We start from the raw sequence: 14,594 nt of genomic DNA, 5'->3' as shown, positions 1-14,594 counted from the left end.
AAACCTCCCCTTTCAGCGCACGTTGACTCGGGCCAGGCGCGCCACATGCTGCTGTCCACTTAATGCCAGATGGATCTTCCACTGCCGATCGGGATGAATGTCCCGGGGTCCGGACAGTGGAAACGGGTACTGAACCGGTACTGCCGCAACCCTAGCTACTCTGAATGCTTCGCAGGAAAAACCTTTGATTTCTACAGCTAACATCACGATGCAGTTCGGCGCCAAGCCGCTCTTCGAAAACGTTTCGGTCAAGTTCAACGGTGGCAACCGTTACGGCCTGATCGGCGCCAACGGTTGCGGCAAGTCGACCTTCATGAAGATTCTCGGCGGTGACCTCGAGCCGTCCGGCGGCCAGGTCATGCTGGAGCCGAACGTGCGCCTGGGTAAATTGCGCCAGGACCAGTTCGCCTACGAAGAATTCACCGTGATCGACACCGTGATCATGGGTCACGAAGAGCTGTGGAAAGTCAAGGCCGAGCGCGACCGCATCTATTCGCTGCCGGAAATGAGCGAAGCAGACGGCATGGCCGTGGCCGAGCTGGAAACCGAATTCGCCGAAATGGATGGCTACACCGCCGAATCCCGCGCTGGCGAGCTGCTGCTGGGCCTGGGTATTCCACTGGAACAGCATTTCGGTCCGATGTCGGAAGTGGCTCCGGGCTGGAAACTGCGGGTGTTGCTGGCTCAGGCACTGTTCTCCGATCCGGAAGTGCTGTTGCTCGACGAACCGACCAACCACCTGGACATCAACACCATTCGCTGGCTGGAATCGATTCTCACCGTGCGTAACAGCACCATGATCATCATTTCCCACGACCGTCACTTCCTCAACAGCGTCTGCACCCACATGGCCGACCTGGACTACGGTGAGCTGCGCCTGTTCCCGGGCAACTACGACGAGTACATGACCGCGGCGACCCAGTCCCGCGAGCAACTGCTGTCGGACAACGCCAAGAAGAAAGCCCAGATTGCCGAACTGCAAACGTTCGTCAGCCGCTTCTCGGCCAACGCCTCGAAAGCCAAGCAGGCCACTTCCCGCGCCAAGCAGATCGACAAGATCCAGCTGGCCGAAGTCAAGCCATCGAGCCGCGTGAGCCCGTTCATCCGCTTCGAACAGACCAAGAAACTGCACCGCCAGGCCGTGACCATCGAGCAGATGTCCAAGGGCTTCGACGGCAAGACCCTGTTCAAGAACTTCAGCTTCACCGTCGAAGCCGGCGAGCGCGTGGCGATCATCGGCCCGAACGGTATCGGCAAGACCACCCTGCTGCGCACCCTGATGGGCGAGCTGACCCCGGACGCCGGCTCGGTGAAATGGACCGAAAGCGCGGAGCTGGGCTACTACGCCCAGGACCACGCCCATGACTTCGAAGACGACGTCAGCCTGTTCGACTGGATGGGCCAGTGGACTCAGGGCGAGCAGATCATTCGCGGCACACTGGGCCGCATGCTGTTCTCCAACGACGAGATTCTCAAGTCGGTCAAGGTCATCTCCGGTGGTGAACAAGGCCGCATGCTGTTCGGCAAGCTGATCCTGCAAAAGCCGAACGTACTGGTGATGGACGAACCGACCAACCACCTGGACATGGAATCGATCGAGGCGCTGAACCTGGCGCTGGAAAACTACCCGGGCACGCTGATCTTCGTCAGCCACGACCGTGAGTTCGTATCGTCCCTGGCCACCCGCATCATCGAGTTGAGCCCTAACGGCGTGACCGACTTCAGCGGCACCTACGACGACTACCTGCGCAGCCAGGGTGTGGTGTTCTAAAAACACCTCGCTGCACTTGTAGGAGCGAGCTTGCTCGCGATGGACGACAACGATAACGCGCGCTGCCTGAATGACCGCGTAATCCAGACGTTTTTCGCGAGCAAGCTCGCTCCTACAGTAGGGGTGCCCAGGAAATATAGTTAGCCTGCTTTCTTTTATCGCGACGCCGCGCCATCATGCAGCTCTCCCACCGCCGCCCGCGAACGAGCCCTCATGTCTGTGCAGCAAGCCGCTCCGCAAAGCGCCATGGCGATCACCCTGCAGATCGTCTCCATCGTTTTCTATACCTTCATTGCCTTTCTCTGCATCGGTTTGCCGATTGCGGTATTGCCGGGTTATGTCCACGAGCAACTCGGGTTCAGCGCCATCGTGGCCGGGTTGACCATCGGCTCGCAATACCTCGCCACCCTGCTCAGCCGGCCCATGGCCGGGCGAATGTCCGACAGCGTGGGCACCAAGCGCGCAATCATCTATGGCCTGACGGGCATCGTGCTCAGTGGCGCGTTGACCTTGCTGTCGACCCTGTTGCAAGGTTTGCCCTTGCTCAGCTTGTTGATCCTGATCGCCGGGCGCCTGTTGCTGGGGATCGCCCAAGGGCTGATCGGCGTCGGCACCATCAGTTGGTGCATGGGCCAGGTGGGCGCCGAGCACACCGCGCGGTCGATCTCCTGGAACGGCATCGCCTCCTACGGCGCGATTGCCATCGGTGCACCGCTGGGCGTGGTAATGGTGCAACAACTCGGTTTCGCCAGCCTCGGCATCGCCCTGTCGCTACTGGCCCTGGCCGCGTTGCTGCTGATTCGCAACAAGCCCTCGGTACCCGTGGTGCGCGGTGAGCGCCTGCCGTTTTGGGCGGTGTTCGGGCGCATTGCGCCGTTTGGCGCGAGCCTGAGCCTGGCGTCCATCGGCTACGGCACCCTGACGACCTTTATCACTTTGTATTACGTCAATCGCGGCTGGACCGGCGCGGCCTATTGCCTGACGGTGTTCGGGGTGTGTTTCATTCTGTCGCGGCTGCTGTTCATATCCGCCATCAGTCGTTTCGGCGGGTTCACATCGGCCATTGCCTGCATGTGCATCGAGACGGTTGGCCTGGTGCTGCTGTGGCTGGCGCCTTCGACCGGGTATGCGCTGATTGGCGCCGGCCTGACCGGATTTGGCTTGTCCCTGGTGTACCCGGCACTGGGTGTCGAGGCGATCAAACAGGTGCCTGACTCCAGTCGGGGCGCAGGCTTGAGTGCTTATGCGGTGTTTTTCGACCTGGCGCTGGCCATCGCCGGCCCGTTGATGGGCGCAGTGGCGCTGAACCTGGGTTATGCGTGGATTTTCTTCAGTGCCGCGTTGTTGTCGGTGACGGGTTTGGGACTGACGCTGCTGCTCAAGCACCGCGCGATATCGCTCCGACAGTAACTGATGTGGTGCGGGTTCCTCCGCCATCGCGAGCAGGCTCACTCCTACAGGGGCGCGGGGGAATTACTGATCAGCCGTTTGCATCCCGGCCCGGGTCGGCCGGCCCAGGGTGCGCGAGAAGAAGCTTCCGGCCTCAGAGATCAGATTGCGATGAATGCCTTGCCGGTCGACGCCATCGGCATCGGTGCACAGCGCCGGCATGATCGCGATCTGCTCGTCATTGCATGGCGCCATGAAGATGAAATGCCCTGCTCCCGCCAGCAACTTGAAGTCAGGCGCCGTCGGCAGTTTGCGTGCCAGTGCCGCGGCGTTCTTGTCGACAGCCACCAGCTTGTCGCCGTCGCCGCTGTAAAGCAGCACCGGTACATGCACATCGGCCAGGGTGTGGCGGCCGAACTTCAGGCTCAGCGGCGCCATCAGCATCAAGGCGTGGACGCGAGGGTCAGCCACCGGTTGCAGGTCGTCGCGGTCGACAATCAATTCACCCCGGGTGTTGCAGGCATCGCGGTCATCGGGACGCTCCTGGCAGTAACGGCGCAGGCGATCGAGGTCCGGGGTCGCACCAGACAGAATCAATGCGGTCTCGCCACCGGCCGAATAGCCAATGACGCCCACCTGATCGGCATTGACGAACGGCGACAGCATACGGTCGCCCAAGGTGGCGGTTATGGCTTCGGAAATCTGGATCGGCCGGCCATACAGGTTACTCAAAGTACCGAGGCGGCTGTGGTCCCTGGAGTTGTCACCGGGGTGAATCACCGCCACCACGACAAAGCCTTTACGCGCCAGTGATGTGGCGAGGTCGTGCAGGGCCAGGGGGGTGCCGGTGTTACCGTGGGACAGCATCAGCATCGGGAACCGGCCAATGGCGACTTTGGTGTCTTCCCCGGCTTCGACGGTGTAACCCTCGAGCTTGCTGGTGTGCTCCCAATCGCTGGAAGGATAGAAGGCGATGGCGCGCATCGGCTGCAGGTCCAGAGGGTCGAGAAAAGTCATCTCATGAAAGCCGACGCTCCAGTGCGGATGCGGTGCAGGCGCGGCGTGCACTGTATTCAGGCTGCTGAGCAAGCAAATCAGTAAAGTTGCACAAAGACGCATCATGGGATGCCCCACCTTGTTACCGGACTTGAGACGTGAACCCTTGACTGCATAAGTCAGGCCACAATCTGAAACGACCAGAAACAAAAAACTCCGTAGCTGGTACTTGCGTAACCAGAATACAGAGTTTTTTGGGGTATTACCTGAACGGTTGTGTTCTTTACGCAGGCCTTACGCAGCGGCGAACAGTTGCTCGCTGATCTGCGCGTGAGCATCGCTCATGGCTTTGTTGCGAACGTCGTCACCGTAAGCCAGGCCTTCGGCGCGGACGATTTCAATGTCGGTGATGCCGATGAAACCGAACAGCAACTTCAAATACTCTTCATGGGCAACGCCGCTTGCCTGACCGGCATGCATGCCGCCGGAAGTCGAAACGATCACGACTTTCTTGCCACCGCACAGGCCTTCAGGGCCGGCTTCGGTGTAACGGAAGGTCTGACCGGCAACGGCGATGCGGTCGATCCAGGCTTTCAGTTGAGTCGGGATGGTGAAGTTGTACATTGGTGCGGCAATCACCACGGCATCGGCGGCGAGGAATTCGGCCAGGGTCGAGGCGCTCAGTTCGGCTTCGTGCTGTTGTGCGGCGTTGCGCAGTTCAGCGGTGGTGCCGGCGGCGACCAGAGTGGTGGCCGAGAAGTGGCTGATCGCGTCGGCGGCCAGGTCACGGTAAGTCACCACGGCGGTTGGCTCGGCAGCTTGCCAGGCTTTAACGACTTCGCCGCTCAACTGACGGGAAGCCGAGTTGTCGCCAAGAATGCTCGAATCGATATGCAGCAGTTTCATGTGGGATCTCCAAGTGAGGATCGCCCACAAGGGCGATCTGATGGGACTAATGCTACAGACGAAACCAATAGCTGATTAGACGGCAATAATGCGATAGTTCGTCTCACAGATAGAACAATCAGGCTCACATCATGCAAGACCTCAACGACCTGTATTACTTCGCCAAAGTCGTGGAAGCCGGAGGATTCGCGGCAGCCGGACGATTGCTGGGCATCCCCAAGTCACGCCTGTCACGCCGCATCGCCGAACTGGAAGAACGCCTGGGCGCGCGCTTGCTGCAACGCACCACCCGACAACTGAAACTGACCGCCGTGGGTGAGCGCTACCTCAGGCACTGCCAGGCGATGCTGCTGGAGGCGGAAATGGCCGACGAGGCCGTGGCCAGCATGTCCAGCGAACCCCGCGGGCGTTTGCGGGTGTCGTGCCCGGTCGGGCTGGCCCACGAGATATTGCCAGGGGTGATCAGCGACTTTCTGGAACGCTTTCCACAAGTCCAGCTGGAGGTCATGCTGCTCAATCGGCGGGTTGACCTGGTCAACGAAGGCATTGACGTTGCCTTGCGGGTGCGGGAACTGGGCGACGAAGACCCGCTGCTGGTTACGCGCCGGCTGCGTCAGGCGCAGATGCTGATGGTCGCCAGTCCCGGCTTTCTCGTCGGCCGTGAGATCAACCATCCCGAGGACCTGAAGAGCCTGCCGGTGCTCGGCGCGCTGGAAGCCGACCGCATGGTGCACATCCGCATGCTGGATCAAAAAGGCAAAAGTTGCGAACTCGCACTCGAGGCCCGGCTGGGCATCGATGACTTTATCGTGCGCAAGGCCAGCACCCTCTCCGGCCTGGGCTTTACCATGTTGCCCATGATGTATTGCGAGCAGGAACTGGAAAACGGTTCACTGGTGCAGTTGCTGCCCTACTGGTCGTTGCCCGGTGGCTGGCTGCAGGCGGTCTATCCTCATCGACGCGGGGTGATGCCGGCGGTACGCGCCTGGATTGACCATCTGGTTGAATCATTCGATGCCTGTGGGGAACGCTTGTTATGAAGGCTGGACGGATGAGCGAAGAGGATGTTGCCCAATTTTGCCTCGCCCTGCCCGGAACGCGGGAAGACTACAAATGGGGAGGCGTACGGGTGTTTTCGATTGCCGGGAACAAGATGTTCGCCTTGCAGGGTCTGCGGGGCGACTCCCTGGCCTTCAAGGTCGACAAGGACGTGTTTCTCGGTCATTGCGACCGCCCGGGGATTCACCCGGCGCCTTATCTGGCACGCGCCCAGTGGATCATCATGGAAACGCCCTACCCGCTCGGTAACGAAGAACTACAGGGATTGCTGCAACGCTCCCACCAATTGGTGGTGAGCAGATTGCCAAAGCGCACTCAGGTCGGACTCTTGCTGTAGTGCCTCTTTATTGGAGCAAGGCGAACCCGTGTGCGCCAAGGAACAGATGATCGATCCAGAACACCTGGTGCGCCAGTACGATGATCCAGAACACCAACTGGAACGAGACTTTGCGCGTTTTGTGCCGAAACACTTGCTGGGCCAGCAACGCGCCGGGCCAGCCTCCGGCGAACTCCAGCGCATGCAGGACGTTCTCCGGCGTACGCCATTGATCGGCGCGGGCCTTGCGCTTGTCGCTCCAGTACAGAAAAAACGTCACGACGCTGACGATGCCGTAGGCCGCCAGGGGAATCAGCGACTCCCCATGCAGCCATGACGACAGCGAACCCGACAGCGGCAATGCGCACAGGATGGCAAACACCAGCCATTTCAGCCGTGAATGGCGGATCTGTCCCCCGGACTGGCGTCCGGGGTTATTCTGCGAACGCGAGCGTGAGTCACTCACGGCTTGGCCGCGCTCCAGTCAACCCAGCCGAATTGCCAGGTCGCCAGAATCAACAGACCAAAAACGATGCGATACCAGGCAAAGGCCGCATAGCTGTGGCTGGCGATGAACTTGAGCAGCCCGCGCACCGCAATCATCGCGAAGACGAACGCCGTGACGAAGCCAATCGCGAACACCGGGAAATCCGCCGGGACAAACAGGTGACGGTACTTGTAGCCCGAATACACCGCTGCGCCGACCATGGTGGGCATCGCCAGGAAGAACGAGAACTCGGTAGCGGTCTTGCGCGACAGGCCGAACAGTAACCCGCCGATGATGGTCGAGCCTGAGCGCGAAGTGCCCGGGATCATCGCCAGGCATTGGGCGAAGCCAACTTTCAGGGCATCTTTCCAGGTGATGTCATCCACCGTTTCGGCATGCACTTCATGCTGGCGGCGCTCGGCCCACAACATGATGAACCCGCCCACGACCAGCGCCGTTGCCACGGTGACCGGATTGAACAGGTACTCGTGGATCAGGTCGGCAAAAATGACGCCCAGCACCACGGCCGGCAAGAACGCGATCAACAGGTTCGCGGTAAAGCGCCGGGCACCCGGCTGGGTCGGCAGACCGATAACCACGTCAAGGATCTTGCGTCGAAACTCCCACACCACCGCCAGGATGGCACCGAGCTGAATGATGATGTTGAACGCCATTGCCCGCTCGCCCCCGAAGCCGAGCAAGTCGGCCACGATGATCTGGTGGCCGGTACTGGAAATGGGCAGGAATTCGGTCAGCCCTTCTACAACCCCAAGAATCAATGCCTGAAAGGCGGTCCAAAGATCCATCAATCCCCCAAAAGGCTATGCGCGCCGGCATGCCCCGTTAGTATTTTTCAAAAGCGTTCATTGCGATCAGCGTACTGAAGCCCCACGCGCCAAGGATCACCACACCAGCGTAAAAATCCTGTGAAAAATCCACCCTGAATCTGGTTTACCCGCGCGGGGCCGGAATCCTAGCAGACAAGTCCAGGCAGCGCTCGCACAGGCTCGTGCGACATGGCGTGGCTGGATGCTGGCAATGGTTTGTGACAGGAACAAGAATCCGCGGCGATCGGACCTTTTGCAATCGGCAGGCAGCCGACAGGACTCGGCATACTTCAGGACCGTTTCACACGCCTTCGCCACGAGATTGCGTACGTCAATCCGGTTACAATCGTCCCCCACTTCGATTTCCCCAAGGAACCTCCATGTCCGGGCTTGAACTGTTTGCCGCCGCCCTCGGTGTCATTGCCGTCTGGCTGACGGTCAAACAGAACCCCTGGTGCTGGCCCATCGGCCTGGTCATGGTGCTGCTGTATAGCTGGATCTTTTTTGAGGTGAAGCTGTATTCGGACATGCTGTTGCAAGTCGTCTATGCCGCCTTGCAGCTTTACGGCTGGTGGCAGTGGACACGGGCCGGTGAAATAACGCATGGCCGCGAAGTCAGTCGGCTCGATGGCCGGTCCGTGGCGGTGAGCCTCGCCATTGGCGCACTCGGCAGCCTGCTGCTGGGAGCGGCCATGGTCCACTGGACCGACGCTGCGCAACCCTGGCTCGATGCGGCGCTGACCGGATTCAGCCTGGTGGCGCAGGTCTGGATGGCGCAAAAACGTATCCAGTGCTGGCCGCTGTGGATCGCACTGGATGTGATTTTCGTCTGGCTGTTCATCTATAAAGGCCTGTACCTGACCGCCACGCTGTACGGGTTGTTCACCGTTATCGCCGTGAAGGGCTGGCGTCAATGGCGCGCCGATCCGGCGTTGCACGCATGAAAGTCCTGGTACTCACAGGCCCCGAATCCAGCGGTAAAAGCTGGTTGGCGGCCGAGTTGCAACAGCATTTTGGCGGGATTCTGGTTGACGAATATGTGCGCTGGTTCATCGAACGGAACCCACGGGACACCACGCTGGCGGACATTACACACATCGCCCGCGGTCAGTTGGCATGGGAAGACGAAGCGCGGGCGCAACAACCGTCCTTGCTCATCCTCGACACTCACTTGCTGAGCAATATCCTCTGGAGCCAAACCCTGTTTGGCGTTTGCCCCGCCTGGATTGAACAAGCGCTTCTGGCCCGGCACTATGATTTGCACCTGCTGCTGTCGCCGGAGCACGTCCAATGGACTGACGACGGTCAGCGTTGTCAGCCCGGATTGAGTGAGCGCCAGGCTTTTTTCGACCAGACCCTCGCCTGGCTTGAGCACCACGCACAACCGGTTCAAGTACTGCACGGAGATTGGGCAGAACGCCGACTCCAGGCACTGGGCGCGGTGACCCGATTGCTCGATGCCTGACGGGCATTTGGAGGGATTTCCCCACTCCCCCACCCTGCTTGGGGAAAAATGTCCGATCCTGAAACACCCTCCCTGTCTCAAACAGCCCATTTCAACGCCCTTCATCGCTTGGCCAGCGGATTTGTTAAGGGATTGATACAGGATCACTGGAACCCTCATTCCAGTGGGCAATGCTGTTCAGTCAAGGACTTTGTAGGAGCGAGCAGGCTCGCGATGGACTCAAGGGCGCTGCGTTTAGTCAGTAAACACACGGAATCGTTAACGACCATCGCGAGCAAGCTCGCTCCTACAGGGGGTCATCAGAGCGGTGCATCCGCTTTTGCGGGCTGCCCGCGACGGGCGCTGTCTCACCGATGAAACATCCCCGACAAAGTGTTTACCGACAAACTCTGTAAGCCATTGAATCAAAGCCATATTGAGAAACCGGCACAGCTTTCGCTCTCTCCCTTCCATGGCTGCCCAGGGCCAGCCAGGAAAGAAGGAATGACCACTGTGAGGATTCTCAATAAAACAGGCTTGACGTGCCTCCTGCTGATCGCGAGTGTTGCCAGTACTGTTCTCGGTTCGAACGTACAAGCCGAAGGCAACGGTGTCATCGTGCTCGATCGTTCCATTCACACAACGCCTATCGGTCGCAGTGGCGGCAGGGATCCGAACCCGAACAACACTGTCAATGCCAACCCATCGGCCCGCGTCATCGGCGAACTCAGTGACGCCGACATTGCCGGGGTCACCACCGGAACAGCCCTTCGCAACAGCAACGGGCAAAGCCCGGGTGGCATGCAAGGCCTCAACGTCGTCACCAGCCCCAACGGTTTGCCTGGCATGTCCATCGGCAACGGCGGGGGCAGTGGCGGCGCGATTTCCGGAACCATCAATCGTGCCATGAACAGCGGCCTCGGCTCACTGGGCAGAATGGCCGGAGGCCAATGAGATGAGTCGTTCCCTCCTGCTACTTGCCCTGCTTGGCTGCACCAGCGTCATGGCCGATTCGGGCGTCAGTTCGATGAACAGCGCCACCCTCCAGGATTCCGGTACTCAATACCGAGGCAACTTCAGCGTCAACCAGGCAGCCGGTGATCAACAGCAGCAGGCCAACGTCCGCGCGATCGCCATTGGTACCGAAGCCGGTGCGACCACCAGCGTCCAGCAGCAAATCACCACGTCCGCCAATCCGTCACTGGGCGCGACCGCCAGTATCGGCGGCACCGCCTTCAGCAATGGCAACGGTGTACTGGGCGTCAACCAGGGTGCCGGAGCGAACAATCAGATGGCCAATGCGATGCGCATCAGCATCAGCGCTGCGCCGCAGGCCGTTGACGATAGCGCCCTTTCTCAACAGAACGTGGCGTTGTTACCGAACTCGGGTGCAACTGGTGCCCCAAACGGCAGTCGCCAGGTCGTGACAAGCGACCAGGCCTTCACCGGCAGCCAGGGAGTGATCCAGGTGAACCAGAGTGCCGGGGTGGGGAACCGGATGGCTAACACCCTGACCATCCGGGTCGCTGACTGACCCTCGATACAGTGCGATTAGGGAAGTACCAACACTTGACCAACTAATGAGCACGGAGAAACACCATGAACCCGACAACTGCTCTCAAACCACTGGCTTTCGCTCTGGCAGCAGTGATGGCATTCGCAGCACAGGCAGGTGGTCTGGACGATCACGAGCAGGGCAACGGACATGGCGACAAGCATCAGCCTGAAGGCCCGACTCTGGAACAGGTCCTGCAAGTTACAGCAGGCGCCGGGGCCGCCGTGATGGACACGCAGGAAAGCAGCGACAGCACTGTAGTGAACCGGGGCACCAGGAACGAGGCTAAAATCGACAACTCCCTGAACAACTCCAACGGCAACATGGGTGCCAACGTTGCAGCCGGTAACGGCAACCAACAAGACAACGCCGCCGCCCTTGCCACTGCTGACGAGGCCTTCATCTTCGGTACTGCGGTCGCCGTCTCCAGCGCGACTCAGAAGAGCACCGGCAACACCGCCAGGAACCACTCCAACACCAACACCACTACGCTCAACAACGCAGGCAACAGCGGTTCCGGCAACATCGGCATCAACGTGACCACTGGCGACTTCAACCAACAGAAAAACAACCTGGCGATTGCCGTTTCCGGCGGTCGTGTAGCGCTGGCAGCAGCGGCGGCCAACCAAAGCACGTCCGGGCTGAAGGTCACCAACAACGGCAATCATGGCGTTAGCACCCAGACTGAATTCGTCACCGTGGATGTACTCGGTCTGGCTGGCGTAGCCACCCAACAAGTGATGACTCCAGAAGGCTGGAAATCCCCTGTAACCAACAACGCGACGATGACGGGCTCGATGAACAACTTCTCCGGCAACGGCGGAGCCAACGTATCGTCCGGTGTGGGCAACCAGCAAAGCAACTCGCTGTCCATCGCCGCGGGCTGCAAGTCCTGTCTGTAATCGTGATTGCAATGAAAGCTCCGGCGACGGGGGGTTAACACAGTCCCAAGGCGTATCGATCATGCGTAAGGCTTTCCTTTTCGCCCTGCTCTGCCTGTCTGGCTTGACTCAGGCTGCACAGATGCCGGTTGCCGCCCTGCCGGGTGGCGTGCTGGTGTACAAGCACGTACAGAGTTTGCGCGAGCGCAAGTTCAGCGACATCGTCGAACAGAAAACCGATTTCAGCTGCGGCGCCGCCGCGCTGGCAACGATACTGCGCCAGGCCTATTGGCTCGACGTCGATGAGGAGCACATCATCAAAGGCATGCTGGTCTACGCCGACCAGGACCTTGTACGTACCCAGGGTTTTTCCATGCTGGACATGAAGCGCTACATAGAGAGCATCGGCATGCGCGCCCGGGGCTACAAAATCCCGCCTGAAAGACTCGATGCAGTGACGATTCCGGTGGTGGTACTGATGGAAATTCGCGGCTACAAGCACTTCGTGGTGATGCAGCGGGCGGACAAGAACTGGGTCTATATCGGCGACCCGGTGCTCGGTCACAAACGCTACTCCCATGATGACTTTGTCAAAGGCTGGAATGGCATTGTCTTCGCCATCGTCGGTCCCGGTTACGACAAAACCAACGCGTTACGCAGCCCGCCGGAACCGCTGACAGCCAAAAACAAGATGGATAATTTCAATCCGGTCAAAGACGCTGAATTGATGGATTTTGGCTTCATACAGAGCGACTTCTTTTAATCGCCAACAAGATGATAGGGGGCAGGATGCTCCGGGAGCAGCAAATGAAAACCTCGTATTGGGTGGTCGCTGCCTGTCTGGCAGCGACCACATCAGGTTTTGCTGATGAATTCAGACCCGTCGAACTCAAGGACCAGGAACTGGCCGAGTTGCGTGGCCGGTATGTCATGCCGGGGCGGATCATCAGTTTCGGAGTCGTCATGAGCAGTACCTGGCGCAACGCCAGTGGTGATCTGATCGGGGCATCCAGCTCGATGCAACTCCAGGCTGAAACGGTCAAGCCCGAGTTCTATGTTTCGACCATCAAACAATCCGGTAAAGGCAGTTCGCACAACGAGGGTACCGGTAACGTGATGGGTGGCGCCGGACTCAACACCTCTCGGGGCATCACCCAGGTCACCCGGGCCGCAGGCGATGGCAACAGTTCAAGCAACAACATCGCCATCAACGTCAAAGAGGCCAGCACCGCCCCGGCACTGGTGCCGAGCCAGGGCCAGGCGCTGATAGCCGGTCAAACCATTACCGGCAGCAATGCTGCAGGCAGTGTCGCGGTGTCTGCGACGGGCAGCGGTGTCCAGATGGCCATTACTGCCAATAACAACCAGGGCTCAAGCCTGCAACAGGTCGCCCAGGGCGGGTTGTTGCAAAACACCCGGTTGCTGGGCAGCAGCAATGTGGTCGACAACATGGCTCAACTCAACGTAGTGCTCAACAATAATGGCCCGAGTGCTGGTGTATTGGAGAGCAACCTGAGCCAACTCGCTGCATTACGGACCCTGGGGTATTGAACTACGCTGAGTCTCGAGTGTTGGGCACAAATGGACGGCTTATTTCATGTTCCGATCAGTATCACTGCGTGCAGTCATATGCTTGAGCACTCTACTCCCGACGACGATGGCACAGGCAGCAACTGACGCGGATGTGGAGGCTCTCAAACAACAACTGCAAGAGTTGAAGCAGCGATACGAAGCACAGCAAAAAGCCCTGGCGGTTCTCGAACAACGGGTCCGGCAGGTCGAAGACCAGCCTGCTGCGCCCCCCCCTAAACGCCTGGCCAAATCGCCTGCGGACCTCAAAGGCAATCCAAAAGTCGCCACCGGCACTGGCGCCGCGGCGGCTTCAGGGGGCGCCGCCGGGGGCAGCGGCAGCTCTTATGGACAATCGCTGGCCGATGACTCACAACCGGCGCAAAGTGTTTCCAACCTGTATGACGAGGCCAGCGGATTCTTCGGCGGCGGCAAGTTCAGCTTCGAAACCGGGATAACCTACTCTCGATACGATACCCGCCAACTGATCCTCAACGGTTTTCTCGCACTGGACTCGATCTTCCTGGGCGCCATCAACCTGGACCGGATCAAGGCCGACACCTGGACGCTTGACCTCACCGGCCGCTACAACTTCAACAATCGCTGGCAGTTCGACCTGAACGTGCCGGTGGTCTACCGCCAATCCACGTACCAGTCCGGTGGCGGCAACAACGGCACCGCCAACGTCACGACCGAAGATACCGTCAAAGAAGATCCGGCCATTGGTGACGTCAACTTCGGTATCGCCTACAAATTCCTCGACGAATCAGCCAACACGCCGGATGCCGTGGTGACCTTGCGCGTCAAGGCACCGACCGGCAAAGACCCGTTCGGCATCAAGCTGATTCGGGCGGCCGATAACTCCAACCTGGCCGTGCCTGAATCCTTGCCTACCGGTAATGGCGTCTGGTCGATTACGCCGGGAATCTCTCTGGTCAAGACGTTCGATCCGGCAGTGTTGTTCGGCAGCCTGTCCTACACACACAACCTGGAAGACTCTTTCAACGACATCAGCTCCAACCCGGCGGTCAAGACACCTGGCAAAGTCCGTATTGGCGACAGTTTCCAGATCGGCGCCGGTATTGCGTTCGCATTGAACGAAAAGATGAGCATGTCGTTCTCGGTCTCTGACCTGGTGCAAAGCAAAAGCAAGCTCAAGGAAGATGGAGGGGATTGGCAATCTGTGGTTTCCAGCGATGCCAACGCCGGCTACTTCAACATCGGCATGACCATTGCCGCCACCGATAATCTGACCATCGTCCCCAACCTGTCCATCGGCATGACCGACGATGCCCCGGACTTCCAGTTCAGCCTGAAATTCCCTTACTACTTCTGACCCCGACAAAAAAACCGCTGCACTCCAATCGCAACGGTTTTTTGTTTCAGGCGTCAGT

At 59.4% G+C, this 14,594-nt stretch carries 16 protein-coding genes; 12 read left to right on the top strand and 4 right to left on the bottom strand.

Going from position 1 to position 14,594, the window contains the following annotated elements; translation table 11 throughout:
- Positions 1 to 184 precede the first annotated feature (184 nt).
- The gene (locus ACEN8E_RS12630) at positions 185 to 1,771 is read left to right on the top strand and encodes an ABC-F family ATPase (RefSeq protein ID WP_033052720.1); all 1,587 of its coding nucleotides are present in this window, start codon (positions 185 to 187) and stop codon (positions 1,769 to 1,771) included.
- Between the two features lie 213 nt (positions 1,772 to 1,984).
- Positions 1,985 to 3,181, top strand: a complete 1,197-nt coding sequence (locus ACEN8E_RS12625) for an MFS transporter (RefSeq protein WP_495592894.1) — start codon at positions 1,985 to 1,987, stop codon at positions 3,179 to 3,181.
- Between the two features lie 63 nt (positions 3,182 to 3,244).
- Here the strand turns inward: ACEN8E_RS12625 and ACEN8E_RS12620 are convergent, their stop codons facing one another.
- Complete coding sequence (locus ACEN8E_RS12620; RefSeq protein ID WP_495592893.1) at positions 3,245 to 4,282, bottom strand: alpha/beta hydrolase family protein; 1,038 nt, start codon at positions 4,280 to 4,282, stop codon at positions 3,245 to 3,247.
- A 168-nt stretch (positions 4,283 to 4,450) separates the two neighbouring features.
- Positions 4,451 to 5,062 carry an FMN-dependent NADH-azoreductase gene (locus tag ACEN8E_RS12615; RefSeq protein ID WP_495592892.1) on the bottom strand — a complete coding sequence of 204 codons (612 nt, stop codon included), beginning with the start codon at positions 5,060 to 5,062 and terminating at the stop codon, positions 4,451 to 4,453.
- 131 nt (positions 5,063 to 5,193) lie between these two features.
- Here ACEN8E_RS12615 and ACEN8E_RS12610 point away from each other — a divergent pair, with 131 nt between their 5' ends.
- Positions 5,194 to 6,102 carry a LysR substrate-binding domain-containing protein gene (locus ACEN8E_RS12610; RefSeq protein ID WP_495592891.1) on the top strand — a complete coding sequence of 303 codons (909 nt, stop codon included), beginning with the start codon at positions 5,194 to 5,196 and terminating at the stop codon, positions 6,100 to 6,102.
- Entirely contained in the window at positions 6,099 to 6,458 is a 360-nt protein-coding gene (locus tag ACEN8E_RS12605; protein ID WP_495592890.1) for an MmcQ/YjbR family DNA-binding protein, read from the top strand. The genes ACEN8E_RS12610 and ACEN8E_RS12605 overlap by 4 nt, the downstream gene beginning before the upstream one ends.
- 7 nt (positions 6,459 to 6,465) lie before the next feature.
- Here the strand turns inward: ACEN8E_RS12605 and ACEN8E_RS12600 are convergent, their stop codons facing one another.
- Together ACEN8E_RS12600 and ACEN8E_RS12595 are read right to left on the bottom strand one after the other, a co-directional pair.
- Positions 6,466 to 6,903, bottom strand: a complete 438-nt coding sequence (locus ACEN8E_RS12600; protein WP_495592889.1) for a DUF1294 domain-containing protein — start codon at positions 6,901 to 6,903, stop codon at positions 6,466 to 6,468.
- On the bottom strand, positions 6,900 to 7,730 hold the full coding sequence (locus tag ACEN8E_RS12595) for an undecaprenyl-diphosphate phosphatase (RefSeq protein WP_495592888.1): 831 nt from the start codon (positions 7,728 to 7,730) through the stop codon (positions 6,900 to 6,902). Before ACEN8E_RS12595 ends, ACEN8E_RS12600 begins: the two co-directional genes overlap by 4 nt.
- A gap of 401 nt (positions 7,731 to 8,131) precedes the next feature.
- Between ACEN8E_RS12595 and pnuC the strand changes: the two genes are divergently transcribed.
- The 8 genes from pnuC to fapF all read left to right on the top strand — a co-directional run bounded on the left by pnuC (position 8,132) and on the right by fapF (position 14,536).
- Positions 8,132 to 8,695: a nicotinamide riboside transporter PnuC gene (gene pnuC / locus ACEN8E_RS12590; RefSeq protein WP_495592887.1), complete on the top strand. Its 564-nt coding sequence runs from the start codon at positions 8,132 to 8,134 to the stop codon at positions 8,693 to 8,695.
- Positions 8,692 to 9,216 (top strand): AAA family ATPase, encoded by a 525-nt coding sequence (locus ACEN8E_RS12585; RefSeq protein WP_495592886.1) that lies wholly within the window; start codon positions 8,692 to 8,694, stop codon positions 9,214 to 9,216. The genes pnuC and ACEN8E_RS12585 overlap by 4 nt, the downstream gene beginning before the upstream one ends.
- A 483-nt stretch (positions 9,217 to 9,699) precedes the next feature.
- Positions 9,700 to 10,149 carry a functional amyloid chaperone FapA gene (gene fapA / locus ACEN8E_RS12580; protein WP_495592885.1) on the top strand — a complete coding sequence of 150 codons (450 nt, stop codon included), beginning with the start codon at positions 9,700 to 9,702 and terminating at the stop codon, positions 10,147 to 10,149.
- A gap of 1 nt (position 10,150) precedes the next feature.
- Positions 10,151 to 10,729 (top strand): fibril amyloid subunit FapB, encoded by a 579-nt coding sequence (gene fapB / locus ACEN8E_RS12575; protein WP_495592884.1) that lies wholly within the window; start codon positions 10,151 to 10,153, stop codon positions 10,727 to 10,729.
- 65 nt (positions 10,730 to 10,794) lie between these two features.
- The gene (gene fapC / locus ACEN8E_RS12570) at positions 10,795 to 11,652 is read left to right on the top strand and encodes an amyloid-like fimbrin subunit FapC (protein ID WP_495592883.1); all 858 of its coding nucleotides are present in this window, start codon (positions 10,795 to 10,797) and stop codon (positions 11,650 to 11,652) included.
- A 61-nt stretch (positions 11,653 to 11,713) separates the two neighbouring features.
- Positions 11,714 to 12,394 (top strand): fibril amyloid maturation endopeptidase FapD, encoded by a 681-nt coding sequence (gene fapD / locus ACEN8E_RS12565; protein WP_495592882.1) that lies wholly within the window; start codon positions 11,714 to 11,716, stop codon positions 12,392 to 12,394.
- Positions 12,395 to 12,420: 26 nt separating this feature from the next.
- Positions 12,421 to 13,182, top strand: coding sequence for a fibril amyloid subunit FapE (gene fapE, locus ACEN8E_RS12560; RefSeq protein ID WP_495592881.1), 762 nt, complete (start codon positions 12,421 to 12,423; stop codon positions 13,180 to 13,182).
- A gap of 46 nt (positions 13,183 to 13,228) precedes the next feature.
- On the top strand, positions 13,229 to 14,536 hold the full coding sequence (gene fapF, locus ACEN8E_RS12555; protein ID WP_495592880.1) for a fibril amyloid transporter FapF: 1,308 nt from the start codon (positions 13,229 to 13,231) through the stop codon (positions 14,534 to 14,536).
- Positions 14,537 to 14,594 lie beyond the last annotated feature (58 nt).

Source organism: Pseudomonas sp. Pseusp9, assembly GCF_059491265.1.
This window is presented reverse-complemented; position numbering and strand designations above follow the sequence as displayed.

Coding starts and splice junctions, on each gene's coding strand:
- ACEN8E_RS12625 (WP_495592894.1), top strand. CDS start 1,985: ATGTCTGTGCAGCAAGCCGCTCCGCAAAGCGCCATGGCGATCACCCTG.
- ACEN8E_RS12620 (WP_495592893.1), bottom strand. CDS start 4,282: ATGATGCGTCTTTGTGCAACTTTACTGATTTGCTTGCTCAGCAGCCTG.
- ACEN8E_RS12615 (WP_495592892.1), bottom strand. CDS start 5,062: ATGAAACTGCTGCATATCGATTCGAGCATTCTTGGCGACAACTCGGCT.
- ACEN8E_RS12610 (WP_495592891.1), top strand. CDS start 5,194: ATGCAAGACCTCAACGACCTGTATTACTTCGCCAAAGTCGTGGAAGCC.
- ACEN8E_RS12605 (WP_495592890.1), top strand. CDS start 6,099: ATGAAGGCTGGACGGATGAGCGAAGAGGATGTTGCCCAATTTTGCCTC.
- ACEN8E_RS12595 (WP_495592888.1), bottom strand. CDS start 7,730: ATGGATCTTTGGACCGCCTTTCAGGCATTGATTCTTGGGGTTGTAGAA.
- pnuC (WP_495592887.1), top strand. CDS start 8,132: ATGTCCGGGCTTGAACTGTTTGCCGCCGCCCTCGGTGTCATTGCCGTC.
- ACEN8E_RS12585 (WP_495592886.1), top strand. CDS start 8,692: ATGAAAGTCCTGGTACTCACAGGCCCCGAATCCAGCGGTAAAAGCTGG.
- fapA (WP_495592885.1), top strand. CDS start 9,700: ATGACCACTGTGAGGATTCTCAATAAAACAGGCTTGACGTGCCTCCTG.
- fapB (WP_495592884.1), top strand. CDS start 10,151: ATGAGTCGTTCCCTCCTGCTACTTGCCCTGCTTGGCTGCACCAGCGTC.
- fapC (WP_495592883.1), top strand. CDS start 10,795: ATGAACCCGACAACTGCTCTCAAACCACTGGCTTTCGCTCTGGCAGCA.
- fapD (WP_495592882.1), top strand. CDS start 11,714: ATGCGTAAGGCTTTCCTTTTCGCCCTGCTCTGCCTGTCTGGCTTGACT.
- fapE (WP_495592881.1), top strand. CDS start 12,421: ATGCTCCGGGAGCAGCAAATGAAAACCTCGTATTGGGTGGTCGCTGCC.
- fapF (WP_495592880.1), top strand. CDS start 13,229: ATGTTCCGATCAGTATCACTGCGTGCAGTCATATGCTTGAGCACTCTA.